The sequence below is a fragment of the Pseudomonas sp. DC1.2 genome (assembly GCF_034351645.1).
Lineage (GTDB): Bacteria > Pseudomonadota > Gammaproteobacteria > Pseudomonadales > Pseudomonadaceae > Aquipseudomonas.
The window spans coordinates 3,379,192-3,393,949 of record NZ_CP133782.1 but is presented as its reverse complement, the minus strand read 5'-3'; the positions used below and the strand labels follow the sequence as shown (position 1 = coordinate 3,393,949).

General features: G+C 58.1%; 14 protein-coding genes. 13 read left to right on the top strand and 1 reads right to left on the bottom strand.

Annotated features, from left to right (window positions below; all coding sequences use genetic code 11):
- Positions 1-495: 495 nt before the first annotated feature.
- The 3 genes from RHM68_RS15210 to RHM68_RS15200 are packed head-to-tail and all read left to right on the top strand — an operon-like array spanning position 496 to position 4,727.
- Positions 496-2,226: a PAS domain-containing sensor histidine kinase gene (locus RHM68_RS15210; RefSeq protein WP_322216120.1), complete on the top strand. Its 1,731-nt coding sequence runs from the start codon at positions 496-498 to the stop codon at positions 2,224-2,226.
- On the top strand, positions 2,211-2,600 hold the full coding sequence (locus RHM68_RS15205; RefSeq protein WP_322216118.1) for a response regulator: 390 nt from the start codon (positions 2,211-2,213) through the stop codon (positions 2,598-2,600). Before RHM68_RS15210 ends, RHM68_RS15205 begins: the two co-directional genes overlap by 16 nt.
- A 9-nt stretch (positions 2,601-2,609) precedes the next feature.
- Positions 2,610-4,727 carry an EAL domain-containing protein gene (locus RHM68_RS15200; RefSeq protein ID WP_322216116.1) on the top strand — a complete coding sequence of 706 codons (2,118 nt, stop codon included), beginning with the start codon at positions 2,610-2,612 and terminating at the stop codon, positions 4,725-4,727.
- A gap of 197 nt (positions 4,728-4,924) precedes the next feature.
- Here RHM68_RS15200 and RHM68_RS15195 read toward each other — a convergent pair whose 3' ends face one another.
- Positions 4,925-5,809 (bottom strand): LysR family transcriptional regulator, encoded by an 885-nt coding sequence (locus tag RHM68_RS15195; protein WP_322216114.1) that lies wholly within the window; start codon positions 5,807-5,809, stop codon positions 4,925-4,927.
- A 123-nt stretch (positions 5,810-5,932) separates the two neighbouring features.
- Here RHM68_RS15195 and RHM68_RS15190 point away from each other — a divergent pair, with 123 nt between their 5' ends.
- From RHM68_RS15190 to RHM68_RS15145, 10 genes are all read left to right on the top strand, one after another.
- A complete protein-coding gene (locus RHM68_RS15190; RefSeq protein ID WP_322216111.1) occupies positions 5,933-7,081 on the top strand; it encodes a muconate cycloisomerase family protein in 1,149 nt (382 codons plus the stop codon).
- Between the two features lie 10 nt (positions 7,082-7,091).
- Positions 7,092-7,382, top strand: coding sequence for a muconolactone Delta-isomerase (catC, locus tag RHM68_RS15185; RefSeq protein WP_322216109.1), 291 nt, complete (start codon positions 7,092-7,094; stop codon positions 7,380-7,382).
- A gap of 51 nt (positions 7,383-7,433) precedes the next feature.
- The gene (catA, locus tag RHM68_RS15180; RefSeq protein ID WP_322216107.1) at positions 7,434-8,363 is read left to right on the top strand and encodes a catechol 1,2-dioxygenase; all 930 of its coding nucleotides are present in this window, start codon (positions 7,434-7,436) and stop codon (positions 8,361-8,363) included.
- Between the two features lie 120 nt (positions 8,364-8,483).
- Positions 8,484-9,446: an AraC family transcriptional regulator gene (locus RHM68_RS15175; protein ID WP_322216106.1), complete on the top strand. Its 963-nt coding sequence runs from the start codon at positions 8,484-8,486 to the stop codon at positions 9,444-9,446.
- Between the two features lie 103 nt (positions 9,447-9,549).
- Entirely contained in the window at positions 9,550-10,914 is a 1,365-nt protein-coding gene (gene benA / locus RHM68_RS15170) for a benzoate 1,2-dioxygenase large subunit (protein ID WP_322216104.1), read from the top strand.
- Positions 10,911-11,399, top strand: a complete 489-nt coding sequence (benB, locus tag RHM68_RS15165; RefSeq protein ID WP_322216101.1) for a benzoate 1,2-dioxygenase small subunit — start codon at positions 10,911-10,913, stop codon at positions 11,397-11,399. The genes benA and benB overlap by 4 nt, the downstream gene beginning before the upstream one ends.
- Before the next feature lie 10 nt (positions 11,400-11,409).
- Entirely contained in the window at positions 11,410-12,423 is a 1,014-nt protein-coding gene (gene benC / locus RHM68_RS15160; protein ID WP_322216097.1) for a benzoate 1,2-dioxygenase electron transfer component BenC, read from the top strand.
- 7 nt (positions 12,424-12,430) lie between these two features.
- A complete protein-coding gene (locus tag RHM68_RS15155) occupies positions 12,431-13,204 on the top strand; it encodes a 1,6-dihydroxycyclohexa-2,4-diene-1-carboxylate dehydrogenase (protein WP_322216096.1) in 774 nt (257 codons plus the stop codon).
- Positions 13,205-13,330: 126 nt separating this feature from the next.
- Positions 13,331-13,606, top strand: a complete 276-nt coding sequence (locus RHM68_RS15150; RefSeq protein ID WP_322216092.1) for a metal/formaldehyde-sensitive transcriptional repressor — start codon at positions 13,331-13,333, stop codon at positions 13,604-13,606.
- Positions 13,607-13,614: 8 nt separating this feature from the next.
- Complete coding sequence (locus RHM68_RS15145; RefSeq protein WP_322216090.1) at positions 13,615-14,754, top strand: nickel/cobalt efflux transporter; 1,140 nt, start codon at positions 13,615-13,617, stop codon at positions 14,752-14,754.
- The last annotated feature ends 4 nt before the right edge of the window (positions 14,755-14,758 follow it).

The window sequence follows — 14,758 nt, the reverse complement described above, 5'->3', positions numbered from 1 at the left end:
GAGAGGGGGAGCATTTGCGCAGCGGTTTGGAGGCCGAACGCAGCGTCACCGCCAACGGCGCCCATGAATTGCGCACGTTGCTGGCGCCTGTGCTTGTTGAGTGGAACCACCGCTGCGGGCAAGAGCGCGTTGTGCGGGGCAGCAGAGAGGTCAGTGGTTCCAGGGCGGGTTGGCAATCGCCAAAACCACGGTGCTGGGTGTCAACGCGAGGATGCCGCTGGGCCTGGCCGTTGACGATCAGTCTGTACCCCTTTCTTGTTTTTTCAGGTTTGGCTTGCTGGCCGATGGAACCTTGCTGGACAAGGCTGGGTCAAGTGAACATGAGCCTAATCTCCGAGTTCTGCACTGGGTCATTGGTGTAGACGGGTCGATCAGCATCAAATGCCATCTGCTATCGTCTATTGAACTCACTGCGCGGCACCGTTTGATCATCCGTAAGCTGGTTTTACGGTCCTGCTGTCATTGGTAGGTTCGCGAGTTAATGGGATATGAAACATGGACAAGCAGCCAACAGACAGCCCGCCCGCTGAACCTCAGTCTCGCGCCGAAAAGATCGTCGAGTTTCGTCGACAGAAAACCCTGCTCAAGACCGGCGCGCTGCAGGACGCCATCTTCAACAGCGCCTATTTCTCCAGCATTGCGACCGACGAAAAAGGCGTTATCCAGATTTTCAACGTCGGTGCCGAACGCATGCTTGGCTACCAGGCCGAGGATGTGGTCAACCTGATTACGCCGGCTGATATCTCCGATCCTAAAGAACTGATCACCCGAGCCGCCGCGCTCAGCCTTGAGCTGGATACGCCGATTACGCCGGGTTTTGAAGCGTTGGTGTTTAAGGCCTCGCGAGGTATTGAAGACATTTATGAGCTGACCTACATCCGCAAGGACGGCAGCCGCTTGTCGGCGATGGTGTCTGTCACTTCATTACGCGACAGCGCCGAGACCATCATCGGTTACTTGCTGATTGGCACCGACAACACCGCGCGCAAGCAGGAAGAGGCAACCCAAGCGTTGCTTGATCAGCGTCTGCGTGATCAGCAGTTCTACACCCGCTCCCTGATCGAATCCAACATCGATGCGTTAATGATGACCGACCCTCAAGGCATCATTTCCGACGTTAACAAACAAATGATGGCGCTGACCGGGCGTACTCGTGACGAGTTGATCGGTGCCCCGTGTAAAAACTTTTTCACTGACCCCGCGCGCGCCGAGGCTGCCATCAAGCGAGTGCTCAGTGAACATAAAGTCAGCGATTATGAACTCACCGTGCGCGCGTACAACGGCAGTGAAACCGTCGTCTCTTACAACGCGGCCACTTTCCATGACCGTGACCGAAAGTTGCAGGGGGTGTTCGCCGCCGCCCGCGATGTCACGGAGCGTAAACGCTTCGAACGCACCCTCGAAGAAAAGAACATCGAGCTGGAGCACGCCAGCCACATGAAGTCCGAGTTCCTGGCCACGATGTCCCATGAGCTTCGAACGCCACTGAATGCCGTGATCGGTTTTTCCGAGGCGCTCAAGGATGGAATGGTGGGCGACATGACAGATACCCAGCGTGAATACATCAGCGATATTTTTACCAGTGGCCAGCACCTGCTGTCGTTGATCAATGACATTCTCGACCTGTCCAAGGTTGAAGCCGGGATGATGGAATTGGAGCTGGAGCCGGTCGAGCTGGAAAGCCTTCTGAGCAATAGCTTGCTCATCGTCCGCGAGAAAGCTGCGCTGCAACGCATTCAGTTGAAGCTGGCCGCCGATACTGACTTTGGGGTGATTGAACTTGACCTGCGCAAGACCAAGCAAATTGTTTACAACTTGCTCGCCAATGCCGTGAAATTCAGCGAGCAAGGTGGGTCGGTGACGCTGGCGGTGCGCCAGGTCACGCGCGAGCAAGTGGGCACCATCGACGGCGACTGGCCGATCTACGGTTTCGAAGTGCCGGACGGCGAATACGGGCAGTTTCTGGAGCTGAGCGTCAGCGACACCGGGATTGGCATTGCGCAAGACAGCATGTGCAAGCTATTCAAGGCGTTTAGTCAAATCGACAGCAGCCTGGCACGTAAATTTGAAGGCACGGGCCTGGGCCTGGCGATGGTCAAACAACTGGCCGAATTGCACGGTGGCAGTGTTGCCGTGGCCAGCCTTGAAGGTGTGGGGGCGCGCTTTTTGGTGTGGTTGCCGATCCGTCGCTCAACCACTGTGGAGGCGCCGTGGCTAACATCCTGATTGTTGAAGATAACGCCGCCAACATGCGATTGGCCTGCTTGCTGCTAACCAATGCGGGTCACAGCGTGCTGTGTGCGACAGACGCAGAAACGGGTTTGACCCTGGCGCGTGAGCGTAAGCCTGAACTGATCCTGATGGATATTCAGTTACCGGGAATGGATGGGCTGGCCGCGACCTCGTTGCTCAAGCAGGACGCTCAGACGGCCGCTATCCCGGTGATCGCATTGACTGCCATGGCCATGAAAGAAGACGAGGAAAAAACTCGCCTGGCCGGCTGTAATGCCTACATCATCAAGCCCCTGCGCTACAAAGAACTGTATCGGGTGATTGATACGTTGCTGGAAAACAACCTGCCTCAACAGCCTCTTATTTGAGCACTGGTCATGTCCAATACGCCCGCCACACTGTTGATCGTCGATGATGAAGTCCATGTCCGCAAACTGCTGGAAGTGTTGTTGCAAAACCAGGGGTATACGACGCTGACCGCCAGTTCTGGCGAGGAGGCGCTGGCCATGGTCGAACAACAACCGCCTGACCTGATTCTGCTCGACATTATGATGCCGGGCATGGATGGCTACGAAGTCGCCCGCCAGCTCAAAGCCAGTAAAAACACACTCAATATCCCCATCATCATGCTGTCGGCGTTGGGCGAGCACAGTGCGCGTCTCTCTGGCCTGGAAGCGGGCGCTGAGGACTTCCTCAGCAAACCGGTGGAAAGCGCTGAGCTATGGTTGCGGGTGCGTAACCTTTTGAGGCTCAAGGTCTTTGGCGATTACTTGAAAAGCCACAGCCTGATGCTTGAGGAGCAATTGCAGCAGCGCACCATCGATCTGGAGCGCTTCCGCTCAGCGATGGACGCCTCGGGCGACGCGATTTTTCTAATCAACCGCGGCACCATGAAGTTGATCGAGTTCAACAGAACCGCGTGCAAGGTGATGGGCTACACCCCTGATGAACTGCTGCGCAAAAATCCTGCCGATTTGGGCGATACCTCCCTCGAACAACTGGAGGTCCTCTACGATCAAATCATCGCCGGCCGGGGGCCCAGCGAGCCGACTGAAACGCGCATCCTTTGCAAAAACGGTAGCTATGTTCCGGTGGAGGTTCACCGTCAAGCTTACAAGACCGGCGATGACTGGATCATTGTCGGCATCGTGCGCGACATCACTCATCGCAAGGAGTCCGATCAGCGCATGCTGAAAATGGCCCATTACGACTCGTTGACGGGCCTGCCCAATCGAAACCTGTTTTACACCACCTTGCAAATGGGCCTGACTCAAGCATCGCTGAGCGGATGGCAGTTGGCGGTGGTCACGGTTGACATGGATGATTTCAAAAACGTCAACGAAACCTGGGGCCATTTGATGGGGGACCAGATGTTGGCCGAACTCGGTCAACGTCTGTCCAATTGCCTCAACGTCACTGACACGCTGGGGCGCATGGACGGTGACGAGTTTGCGATGATTCTGATGATTCGCGAGGGGCAGGCGGACACCTTGAAAATGGTCGAGCGCATTCGTGAGGTGTTGCGTGCGCCTTTCCAACTGGGTAGTCAGGTGACCTCGATGACCGCCAGTATCGGAATTGCGCTTTACCCAGGCGATGGTGACGAGGCCGTCAGTTTGATCAAACACGCCAACACCGCGATGAACCGCGCGAAGAAGGTTGGCAGAGACACTTATCGTTTCTACACCGCACAAATGAACGTTGAAGTTTCGGCGCAGCTCGATATGGAAACGGCCTTGCACGAAGCGGTGCAACAGCAGGCGTTCGAGTTGTTCTATCAGCCCAAGATCTGTCTGGAAAGCGGCCGTATTTGCGGGCTTGAGGCGCTATTGCGCTGGCAGAGACCAGGGCAACCCAATATCTCGCCAGCGGTGTTTGTGCCGATTCTGGAAAACCTTGGGCTGATTACTCAGGTTGGGCGCTGGGTGATTGCGCGCGTGTGTCGTCAAATTGGCGAGTGGCAACGTGCGGGGGTGGGCTCATTTGAAGTTGCGGTAAACGTTTCCGGTGATCAGATGATCGAGGGCGATCTGCTCGCCGATATCCAACAGGCGCTCAGCGACCATCAGGTTGATCCGCAATGGCTCGAAGTCGAGTTGACGGAAAGCTCCCTGATGGAAAATACCTCACACACTATTTCCCGCCTGCAAGCGCTCCGGGAACTGGGAGTCAAAATCTCGATTGACGACTTCGGCACGGGTTACTCAAGCCTTGCCTACCTGCGTCGGTTCCCTATCGACAAGCTGAAAATTGACATCGCGTTCATCCGCGAAGTGACCAGCAACCCGCAGGACGCAGCCATCGCCCGAACGATTATTGAGTTGGCGCACAGCCTTAACCTGCACGTGATTGCCGAGGGGGTTGAAACGCTTGAGCAGTTGGCATTTCTCAGAGAAAACGGTTGTGATCAGGTGCAAGGCTATTTTTTTAGCAAGCCACTGCCGGTAGGTGAGTTGGAGGTGCTGTTGCGTGAGCAGCGGCGTTTCACGTTATAGATCCATGCCCCTGATTCTCATGCGTCTTTCAAGGCGACGGGGATCTTTCAGAATTGTCTTAAAGCCGAACGCGCCATAAGTGTTGATGATGGCCAAGTCCGCCCACAGGGGGAATGTTTGGGGTCCAGGGGATTGGGCCGACTGGGCGGACACCTTTTTACCCGCGCCAGTGCCGTGTGCTTGCCGGCGGAAGCGGATCAATGTCGCGGCAGCAGCTCATCAATCATCTGCAAGCAATGATTCAACCCCGGCGAAACGTCGCCCACCCGCCGGCTGAGGATAATCGGCGACGTCGCATCGTCTTCCAACAGGTCGGTGAAGCCAATGTCATCGCGGTGCAGCAACTGCACCGAAGCCGGCACCAGCGTGACCCCGATGCCTGCTCCCACTAAGCCAATGGCCGTTTGCAGCTCGTTGGTCCACTGCGCCACATGGATACTCACGCCGTAGGATTGGAACAAGCCAATCACATGATCGGCGTAGCTCGGCCGTGGGTTGAACGGGTACAAAACGAAGGGTTCGTTCGCCAGTTCGCGCAGGCTGATCGGTTTAGCCAGCAAGGGGTGGCCGGCGGGAAGGGCGGCGACCAGTCGATCCTCGGTCAAGACGGTCTGAATGATGGCCGGGTCGTCGATGCGGATGCGGCCGAACCCGATGTCGATACGTCCAGCCTTGAGTGCTTGCGTCTGTTGCAGCGTGGTCATTTCCGAAAGTCCCAGCTCCAGCGCCAGGGGTTCAGCGCTGCGCAAACGGCGAATCAGTTCCGGCAGCACGCCATAGAGCGTTGACGGCGCAAAGCCGATGCCCAGCCACGTCTTTTCGCCCAAGCCGATCCGTCGTGTGTTATCGCAAACCTTGCCCAGTTGCTCCAGCAATGCCGTTGAATGCTCATGGAAAAACCGTCCTGCATCGGTCAATTTCAACGGCCGTCCACGCTCCAGCAGCAACACCCCGAGCTCATCCTCCAGTTGTTGGATCTGCCGGCTCAGCGGTGGCTGGGCGATGTGCAGCAGCTCGGCGGCGCGGGTGAAGTTGAGGGTGTGAGCCAGCACCTGAAAATACCGCAGATGACGCAGTTCCATGAAACCTCCAGAAAATTCGTGCATACCTTAAAGGTATCAAGCCAGACCAATTCTATATTGGCCTCGCCAAAAAAGCCGTACCAGAATCGGTGCCAGAACTTCAAGAACCTGACGGGTATCGCCATGCTTGTAACAGCCGTTACATCGATCGAGACGATCATCGTCGACCTGCCGACCCTCCGCCCGCACAAGCTGGCGATGCACACCATGCAGAACCAGACGCTGGTGATCATTCGTGTGCGCTGTGCCGATGGCATTGAAGGTATCGGCGAATCCACCACCATCGGTGGCCTGGCCTACGGCAACGAGAGTCCTGACAGCATCAAAACCAACATCGACAAACACTTCGCGCCGCTGCTGGTGGGTCAGGACAGTGCCAATGTGAATGCCGCGATGTTGCGCCTGGAGCGCAGTATTCGTGGCAATACTTTCGCCAAATCAGGTATCGAAACCGCACTGCTCGATGCTCAAGGCAAGCGCCTCGGTCTGCCGGTCAGCGAACTGCTGGGCGGGCGGGTGCGTGATGCACTGACGGTGGCGTGGACCCTGGCCAGTGGCGACACCGCCAAGGACATCGCTGAAGCAGAAAAAATGCTCGACCTGCGCCGTCATCGGATCTTCAAACTAAAAATTGGTGCTGGCGACGTCAACCGCGACCTGGCTCATGTGATTGCGATCAAAAAAGCCCTGGGTGAGCGCGCGAGCGTGCGAGTCGATGTCAATCAGGCCTGGGACGAAGCAGTCGCTTTGCGCGCGTGCCGGATTCTGGGCGCCAACGGCATCGACCTGATCGAACAGCCCATCTCACGTAATAACCGCTCGGGTATGGTGCGTTTGAACGCCATGAGCCCGGCGCCCATCATGGCCGACGAGTCCATCGAATGTGTCGAGGATGCGTTCAATCTGGCGCGCGAAGGCGCGGCCTCCGTGTTCGCCCTGAAGATCGCTAAAAACGGTGGCCCGCGTGCGGTGCTGCGCACGGCGGCGATTGCCGAGGCGGCCGGCATTGGTCTGTATGGCGGCACCATGCTCGAAGGTGGAATCGGCACCTTGGCGTCGGCGCATGCTTTTGTCACGCTGAATAAATTGGCGTGGGACACCGAGCTGTTTGGCCCGTTGCTGCTGACCGAAGATGTCCTCAGTGAGCCCCTGGTCTATCGCGATTTCGAACTTCACGTTCCCAACACCCCCGGCCTGGGTCTGACCCTCGATGAAGAGCGCCTGGCATTTTTCCGCCGGGACAAGACCTCCACCGCCATTCACCAAGCCTGAGGAGAGCCGTATGCTGTTCCACGTAAAAATGACCGTGAATTTGCCGGTCGACATGAACCCAGAAGCGGCTGCCAAGCTGAAGGCTGACGAGAAAGCCCTGGCTCAGCGTCTGCAAGCGCAAGGCAAATGGCGTCACCTGTGGCGTATTGCCGGTCTCTACGCCAATTTCAGCGTCTTTGATGTCGACAGCGTTCAGGAACTGCACGACGTATTGATGCAATTGCCGCTGTATCCGTACATGGCCATCGAAGTCACCGCCCTGTGTCGGCATCCGTCTTCCATCCGTGAGGATGACCGCTGAACCCAGCCTGTTCAGTTCGTAATGCCCATAATTACAAGATGAGGAACTCGTATGAACGTCAAGATTTCCCACACTGCCAGCGCCCAGAAATTTCTTGAAGAGGCCAGCGGTCTGCTCAACGAGGCGGGTAACCCAAGGGTCAAAGCGCTGGTCTACCGGATCCTGCGTGACTCGGTGAATATCATCGAAGACTTGGCCGTGACCCCGGAAGAGTTCTGGAAAGCGGTCAATTACCTCAACGTGTTGGGTGCGCGCCAGGAGGCGGGTCTGCTGGTGGCCGGCCTCGGCCTTGAGCATTACCTCGACCTGCTGATGGATGCCGAAGACGAGAAAGCCGGCAAGTCCGCAGGCACGCCGCGCACCATCGAAGGGCCGCTGTACGTGGCGGGTGCGCCGCTGTCGAATGTCGAAGCACGACTTGATGACGGCGCCGACCCGGGTGTGACGCTGTTCATGCGGGGCCAAATCAAGAACACGGCCGGCGAACCGTTGGCCGGTGCCGTGGTGGACGTCTGGCACGCCAATACGGGCGGCACTTACTCCTATTTCGACAGCACCCAATCGGAATTCAATCTGCGTCGCCGGATCGTGACCGATGCCGACGGTTTTTACCGTTTTCGCAGCATCGTGCCGTCGGGCTATGGCTGCCCGCCGGACGGTCCGACTCAGCAACTGCTCGATCAACTGGGTCGTCATGGCCAGCGTCCGGCGCATATCCACTTCTTCATCTCCGCGCCGGACCATCGTCACCTGACCACTCAGATCAACCTCGACGGCGATCGATACCTGCACGATGATTTCGCCTATGCCACCCGTGATGAATTGATTGCTCAAATTACCTTCAGCGAAGACCCGCAACGCGCAGCGGCGCACGGGGTCAGCGGTCGTTTCGCCGAAATCGAGTTTGATTTCACTTTGCAGACGTCGGCCCAGCCTGACGAGCAGCAGCGTCAGGAGCGGGTTCGCGCACTCGAAGGCTGATCACCGCGAACGGCTAAACCGAGCCACGCGATAAGCCATTGCTTATCGCGTGGCTGTAGGTTTTCGACGACGGCCCAAGCATGATTCGACGTACCCGATAACAACCATAAGAGTGACCCGATGATGGACGTGCAACTGTTGAGCGCGCGCAGCAGAGTGTTCGACCATGCCGACCCCTACGCGGTGTCTGGTTATGTCAATCAGCATGTCGGCAACCATTGCATTCTGATGCCCCGCGCCGGCCAACCGCTGGCCCGCCTCGATCATCGAAAATTCGCCGGTCTGGACCTCTGCCGTATCAGCTACGGCGCCAGCGTGCGCGTAACCTGCGGCGCGCTCGACAGCGTCTACCACCTGCAAATCCTGCTGCGCGGACACTGCTTGTGGCGGGGGCTAGGTGAGGAACATTACTTCGCTCCGGGCGAGTTGTTATTGATTAACCCGGATGATCCGGTGGACCTGACCTATTCCAACGATTGCGAAAAATTCATCCTTAAAGTGCCTGCCCGGCTGCTCGAGCGAGTGTGTGAAGAGCAGCACTGGCAATACCCGCACCTGGGCGTGCGGTTTCTGCAGAACCGTTATCAGTTGGAGCAACTGGAAGGTTTCGTCAGCCTGTTGGCGATGATTTGCCAGGAAGCCGAGGCCACCGAACAACTGCCCAGGGTGCAGGAACACTACGCGCAGATCGTCGTCAGCAAGATGCTTTGCCTGATGCGAACCAACGTCAGCCGCGATAATGCCGGCTCGCCTTCGGCGACATTCGAGGCGATTGCCGATTACATCGCACGTCACCTCAAGCAAGACATCGACAGCGCAGACTTGGCGCGTCAGGCGCGAATGAGCCTGCGTTCGTTGTATGGATTGTTCGAGCGCAACGCGGGAAATACACCGAAAAACTACATTCGCCAGAAACGTCTGGAGCGCGTCAACGCCTGCCTGAGCGACCCGACGTGCAACGTGCGCAACGTGACTGAAGTGGCCATGGATTACGGTTTTTTACACCTTGGCCGGTTCTCCGACAGCTACCGCAAGCAATTCGGTGAATTGCCCTCGCAGACCCTCAAGCGCCGGTGCTGCTGAACGCTGCACAAAACGGCTACAGGTCTGCACCTGGCGGATAGTCCGTTCCATCTCACCGTCCTAGCATGGCCCTGCCTGAATAAAAATAATGGAGGCGGCGGCTATGTCCCTGCGACCCGAATACCTTCACTCCCTGCTTGAAGAAAATCCAGAACAGGGCCTCTATCGCTGCAAGCGCGAGATGTTCACTGATCCACGGCTGTTCGATCTCGAGATGAAACACATCTTTGAAGGCAACTGGCTGTACCTGGCTCACGAAAGCCAGATTCCCAATAAAAACGATTTCTACACCACCACCATGGGGCGCCAGTCGATCTTCATCGCACGCAATAAGGAGGGCGAGTTGAACGCCTTCATCAATGCGTGCAGTCACCGTGGTGCGATGCTGTGCCGGCACACGTCCGGCAACAAGAGTTCCTACACGTGCCCATTTCATGGCTGGACGTTCAACAACTCTGGCAAGTTGCTCAAGGTCAAGGACCCCGCAGCGGCCGGCTACCCGGCGAGTTTCAACTGCGAAGGCTCGCATGACCTGACCAAAGTGGCGCGTTTCGAGTCCTACCGTGGCTTTCTGTTCGCCAGCCTCAATGCCGATGTGGTACCGCTGGTGGAGCACCTCGGCGAGTCGTCGAAAATCATCGACATGATTGTCGATCAATCGGCCGATGGCCTGGAAGTGTTGCGCGGTAGCTCCAGCTACGTCTACGAAGGTAACTGGAAACTCACCGCCGAAAATGGGGCCGACGGCTACCACGTCAGCTCGGTCCACTGGAACTACGCGGCCACCCAGAACCAGCGTAAACAGCGTGAAGCGGGCGACAGCAACCCGACCATGAGCGCCGGTAGTTGGGCCAAGCAGGGCGGTGGTTTTTACTCCTTCGACAAGGGCCATATGCTGCTCTGGACGCGTTGGGCTAACCCCGAGGACCGGCCGTTGTACGAGCGTCGCGATGAGCTGGCGCAGGATTTCGGTCAGGCGCGCGCCGATTGGATGATCGAGAACTCGCGCAACTTGTGCCTGTACCCGAACGTGTACCTGATGGATCAGTTCAGCTCGCAGATTCGCATTGCCCGCCCGATTTCGGTTAATCGCACTGAAATCACCATTTACTGCATCGCCCCCAAAGGTGAAAGCGACAGCGCACGTTCGAGCCGGATTCGTCAGTACGAGGATTTCTTCAACGTCAGCGGCATGGCCACCCCGGACGATCTTGAAGAGTTTCGTTCCTGCCAGATGGGCTATCAAGGCAGCACACCGACGTGGAACGACATGTCCCGAGGCGCCGAACACTGGGTTGAAGGTGCCGATGAAGCGGCCAAGGAAATCGATCTGCACCCGCTGCTCAGCGGTGTACGCACCGAAGACGAAGGACTGTTTGTGCTGCAACACAGGTATTGGCAGCAAACGATGCTTAAGGCGTTGGCCGCTGAACAGTCGGCGCGGATTGCGGTGGAGGACGTGCAGTGACCCTCACCTTTGATGCCGTGCGCGATTTTCTATACCGCGAAGCGCGCTACCTCGACGACCGGCAATGGAACCAATGGCTGGAGCTGTACGCCCCCGACGCGACATTTTGGATGCCCGCCTGGGATGACCATGGTCAGCTTACCGAGGACCCGCAGCGGGAGATTTCGCTGATCTGGTACGGCAATCGCACAGGCCTGGAAGACCGCATTTTCCGCATCAAGACCGAGCGTTCCAGCGCCAGCGTGCCGGACACACGCACCTCCCACAACATCAGCAACATCGAGCTGACCGAGCAGGCTGATGGCCTGTGCAAGGTGCGTTTCAACTGGCACACGCTGAGCTTTCGCTACAAAACCGTCGACAGCTATTTCGGCAGCAGTTTCTACACCCTCGATGTGCGCGGTGAAAACCCGCTGATCAAGGCCAAGAAAGTGATCCTGAAGAACGACTACGTTCGTCAGGTCATCGATGTTTACCACCTGTGAGGCGCCTGTCATGACTCATTCCATTGCGTTCAATTTTGAGGACGGCGTTACTCGTTTCATCGACGCCAGTACCGGTGAAACGGTGGCCGATGCCGCGTATCGCCAAGGCATCAATATTCCCCTGGACTGCCGCGACGGTGCTTGCGGCACCTGTAAATGTTTCGCCGAGGCCGGTCGTTACGACTTGGGCGAGGAGTACCTCGAAGACGCCCTCAGCGCCGACGAAGCGCAGCAGGGTTTTGTCCTGACTTGCCAGATGCGCGCCCTGAGCGATTGCGTGGTGCGGGTGCCGGCATCGTCGCAGGTCTGCCGCACCCATCAGGCCCGCTACGACGCGACGATCAGCGCTGTGAGGCAGTTGTCCGCCAGCACCTTTTTGTTGTCGCTCAAGGGCGAAACCCTGAACAAACTGGCGTTCCTGCCGGGGCAATATGTGAACCTCGGGGTTCCCGGCAGCGCGCAGACTCGGGCGTATTCGTTTAGCGCGTTGCAGCGTAATGGCGAGGTCAGTTTTCTGATTCGCAACGTGCCTGGCGGCTTGATGAGCCGTTTTCTTACCGGTATCGCCAAGGTCGGCGACAGCATGACGCTGGCCGGGCCGTTGGGCAGTTTCTATCTGCGCGATATCCGCCGTCCGCTGTTGCTGCTGGCTGGCGGCACGGGCCTGGCGCCGTTCACCGCCATGCTCGAGAAAATTGCAGGGCAAGGCAGTGAGCACCCGCTGCATTTGATTTACGGGGTGAGCAATGACGTTGATCTGGTGCAGCTCGATCGACTGGAAGCGCTCGCCGCGCAAATCCCTAACTTCAGTTTCAGCACTTGCGTGGCCAACCCCGACAGTCAGCATCGCCTCAAGGGCTATGTGACCCAGCACATCGAACCTCGGCATCTGAACGATGGTGATGTCGATGTCTATCTGTGCGGACCGCCGCCGATGGTCGATGCCGTCAGCCAGTTCCTTCGCGATCAAGGCATCGCTGCGGCGAATTTCTACTACGAGAAATTTGCTGCCAGCGCGGCATGAGGTGTTCATGAACAGATTTGACGAAAAAGTCGCACTGATTACCGGTGCTGCCCAAGGCATCGGCCGGCGCGTCGCGGAGCGCATGGCCGCAGAGGGCGCCCGTCTGGTGTTGGTCGATCGTTCTGACCGAGTGTTTGAGTTGCAGGCGCAGTTGGAGCGGGTTAGCGAGGTACTGGCCCTGACCGCGGATCTGGAGCACTACGCCGAATGCAGTCGCGTGATGCACGCGGCTGTCGAGCGCTTCGGTCGTCTGGACGTGTTGGTCAATAACGTCGGCGGGACGATCTGGGCCAAACCGTTCGAGCGCTACGGCGAGCAGCAAATCGAGGCCGAAGTTCGCCGCTCGCTGTTCCCGACGCTGTGGTGTTGCCATGCCGCACTGCCGTTCATGTTGGCGCAAGGCAAGGGCGCGATCGTCAACGTGTCATCCGTCGCCACCCGCAGCATCAATCGGGTGCCGTATGGCGCGGCCAAGGGCGGGGTCAACGCGCTGACTGCCTGCCTGGCGTTCGAAACTGCCGGCCGTGGAGTGCGGGTCAACGCCACCGCGCCCGGCGGCACTGAAGCGCCGCCCCGGATCATTCCACGCAATAGCACCGAACAAAGCGCGCAAGAAAAGGTGTGGTATCAGCAGATTGTTGACCAGACCCTCGACAGCAGTTTGATGAAGCGCTACGGCACGCTGGATGAGCAGGCGGGCGCGATTCTGTTTCTGGCGAGCGACGAGGCGTCTTACATCACCGGCATGATCATGCCCGTGGGCGGCGGCGACCCAGGCTGACGGGAACTGGCAACCGCCGCTGTTCAGTTTCACCCCCCTGATTCTCAAACGAAGGGAGAACGAGGCCTTGCCAATCCCCTGGATCTGGGTAACTATGCCCGCCTGCATAGGTAGGGGGGGTATGGTATGTCACACGTTCATGGGCAAAAAGAAGAATTGCTAAAGCGGGTTCGGCGCATTGCCGGACAGGTCCAGGCGATAGAGCGTGCGCTGGATTCAGACGCTGACTGTGCAAAAACCTTGCACCTTGTTGCGGCTACACGGGGCGCGATGAATGGCCTGATGGATGAAATTATCGAAGCCCATGCTCACGCACATGTCGCCAACCCGGCGCTGAGCGATGAAGAGCGCGCCAAAGGCGTCGAAGAGCTGCTCGAAGCCATCCGTCGATATTCGAAATAGGCCCAGTCATGGCAAATTTTGCAGAATTACTTCAACAAGGTGGCAGTCACGCCTGGTTCTACTTCCCCAGCGCGATACTGCTGGGCGCGTTGCACGGACTTGAGCCCGGTCACTCAAAAACCATGATGGCGGCGTTCATCGTTGCCATCCGAGGCTCGGTAAAACAGGCGGTGTTGTTGGGCCTGGCCGCGACGCTGTCGCACACTGCTGTGGTATGGCTGGTGGCTATTGGCGGGATGTACCTGGGCAAAGGGCTGGACGCTCATACCACTGAGCCTTACTTCCAACTCGCGTCTTCGGCGCTGATCATCGTGATAGCGCTATGGATGCTGTGGCGGACCTGGCGTGGCGAGCAGATGTTCAACTTCGAGCAAGCCGATGATCACCACCACGGCGAGCATGACCACGGCCACCACGATGAGACCCACCGTATCGATACCGGCCACGGCCGCGTCGAATTGTCGATTTTCGAAGCGGGGATGCCACCTCATTGGCGCCTGAAAACATTGAGCGGGCAGGCCTGGAGCGCCGCCGACGTGCGGTTGGTGACGACTCGCGCGGATGGCAGCACTCAAGCGTTTTCATTTGTCGAGCGAGAGGGTTTTCTGGAGTCGACCGCTGACATCCCCGAGCCTCATGAATTCAGCGCTCGTGTGAGTCTTGGGCATGCGGGTCATTCCCACGATTACGACTTGGCATTCCAGGAACATGATCACGAGCATGCGCATTCCGAACTGGAGGGGTTGGAGCTGTCTGTCGACGGTTATCAGGATGCACATGAGCGCGCCCATGCCAACGATATCCGTAAGCGTTTCACCAACCGCGAAGTCACCACGGGCCAGATCATCCTGTTTGGTTTGACCGGGGGCCTGATACCTTGCCCTGCGGCCATCACCGTCTTGCTGCTTTGCCTTCAGGTCAAGGAAGTGGCCTTGGGTGGTGTGCTGGTCCTGTGCTTCAGTATCGGCCTGGCCATTACGCTGGTCTCCGTCGGTGCGGCGGCGGCCATTGGCGCCAAGCAAGCGTCCAATCGCTGGCCCTGGCTTGGTGCGGTTGCGCGACGCGCACCTTACCTGTCTAGCGTGCTGATCATCGGCGTCGGGCTCTACGTGGGCATTCATGGCTGGATGGGCCTGAGCGCTGCGTAGGCCA

Bases quoted from the DNA above. Each gene is read 5' to 3' on its own strand.
- RHM68_RS15210 (WP_322216120.1), top strand. From the start codon at position 496: ATGGACAAGCAGCCAACAGACAGCCCGCCCGCTGAACCTCAGTCTCGC.
- RHM68_RS15200 (WP_322216116.1), top strand. From the start codon at position 2,610: ATGTCCAATACGCCCGCCACACTGTTGATCGTCGATGATGAAGTCCAT.
- RHM68_RS15195 (WP_322216114.1), bottom strand. From the start codon at position 5,809: ATGGAACTGCGTCATCTGCGGTATTTTCAGGTGCTGGCTCACACCCTC.
- RHM68_RS15190 (WP_322216111.1), top strand. From the start codon at position 5,933: ATGCTTGTAACAGCCGTTACATCGATCGAGACGATCATCGTCGACCTG.
- catC (WP_322216109.1), top strand. From the start codon at position 7,092: ATGCTGTTCCACGTAAAAATGACCGTGAATTTGCCGGTCGACATGAAC.
- catA (WP_322216107.1), top strand. From the start codon at position 7,434: ATGAACGTCAAGATTTCCCACACTGCCAGCGCCCAGAAATTTCTTGAA.
- RHM68_RS15175 (WP_322216106.1), top strand. From the start codon at position 8,484: ATGATGGACGTGCAACTGTTGAGCGCGCGCAGCAGAGTGTTCGACCAT.
- benA (WP_322216104.1), top strand. From the start codon at position 9,550: ATGTCCCTGCGACCCGAATACCTTCACTCCCTGCTTGAAGAAAATCCA.
- benC (WP_322216097.1), top strand. From the start codon at position 11,410: ATGACTCATTCCATTGCGTTCAATTTTGAGGACGGCGTTACTCGTTTC.
- RHM68_RS15155 (WP_322216096.1), top strand. From the start codon at position 12,431: ATGAACAGATTTGACGAAAAAGTCGCACTGATTACCGGTGCTGCCCAA.
- RHM68_RS15150 (WP_322216092.1), top strand. From the start codon at position 13,331: ATGTCACACGTTCATGGGCAAAAAGAAGAATTGCTAAAGCGGGTTCGG.
- RHM68_RS15145 (WP_322216090.1), top strand. From the start codon at position 13,615: ATGGCAAATTTTGCAGAATTACTTCAACAAGGTGGCAGTCACGCCTGG.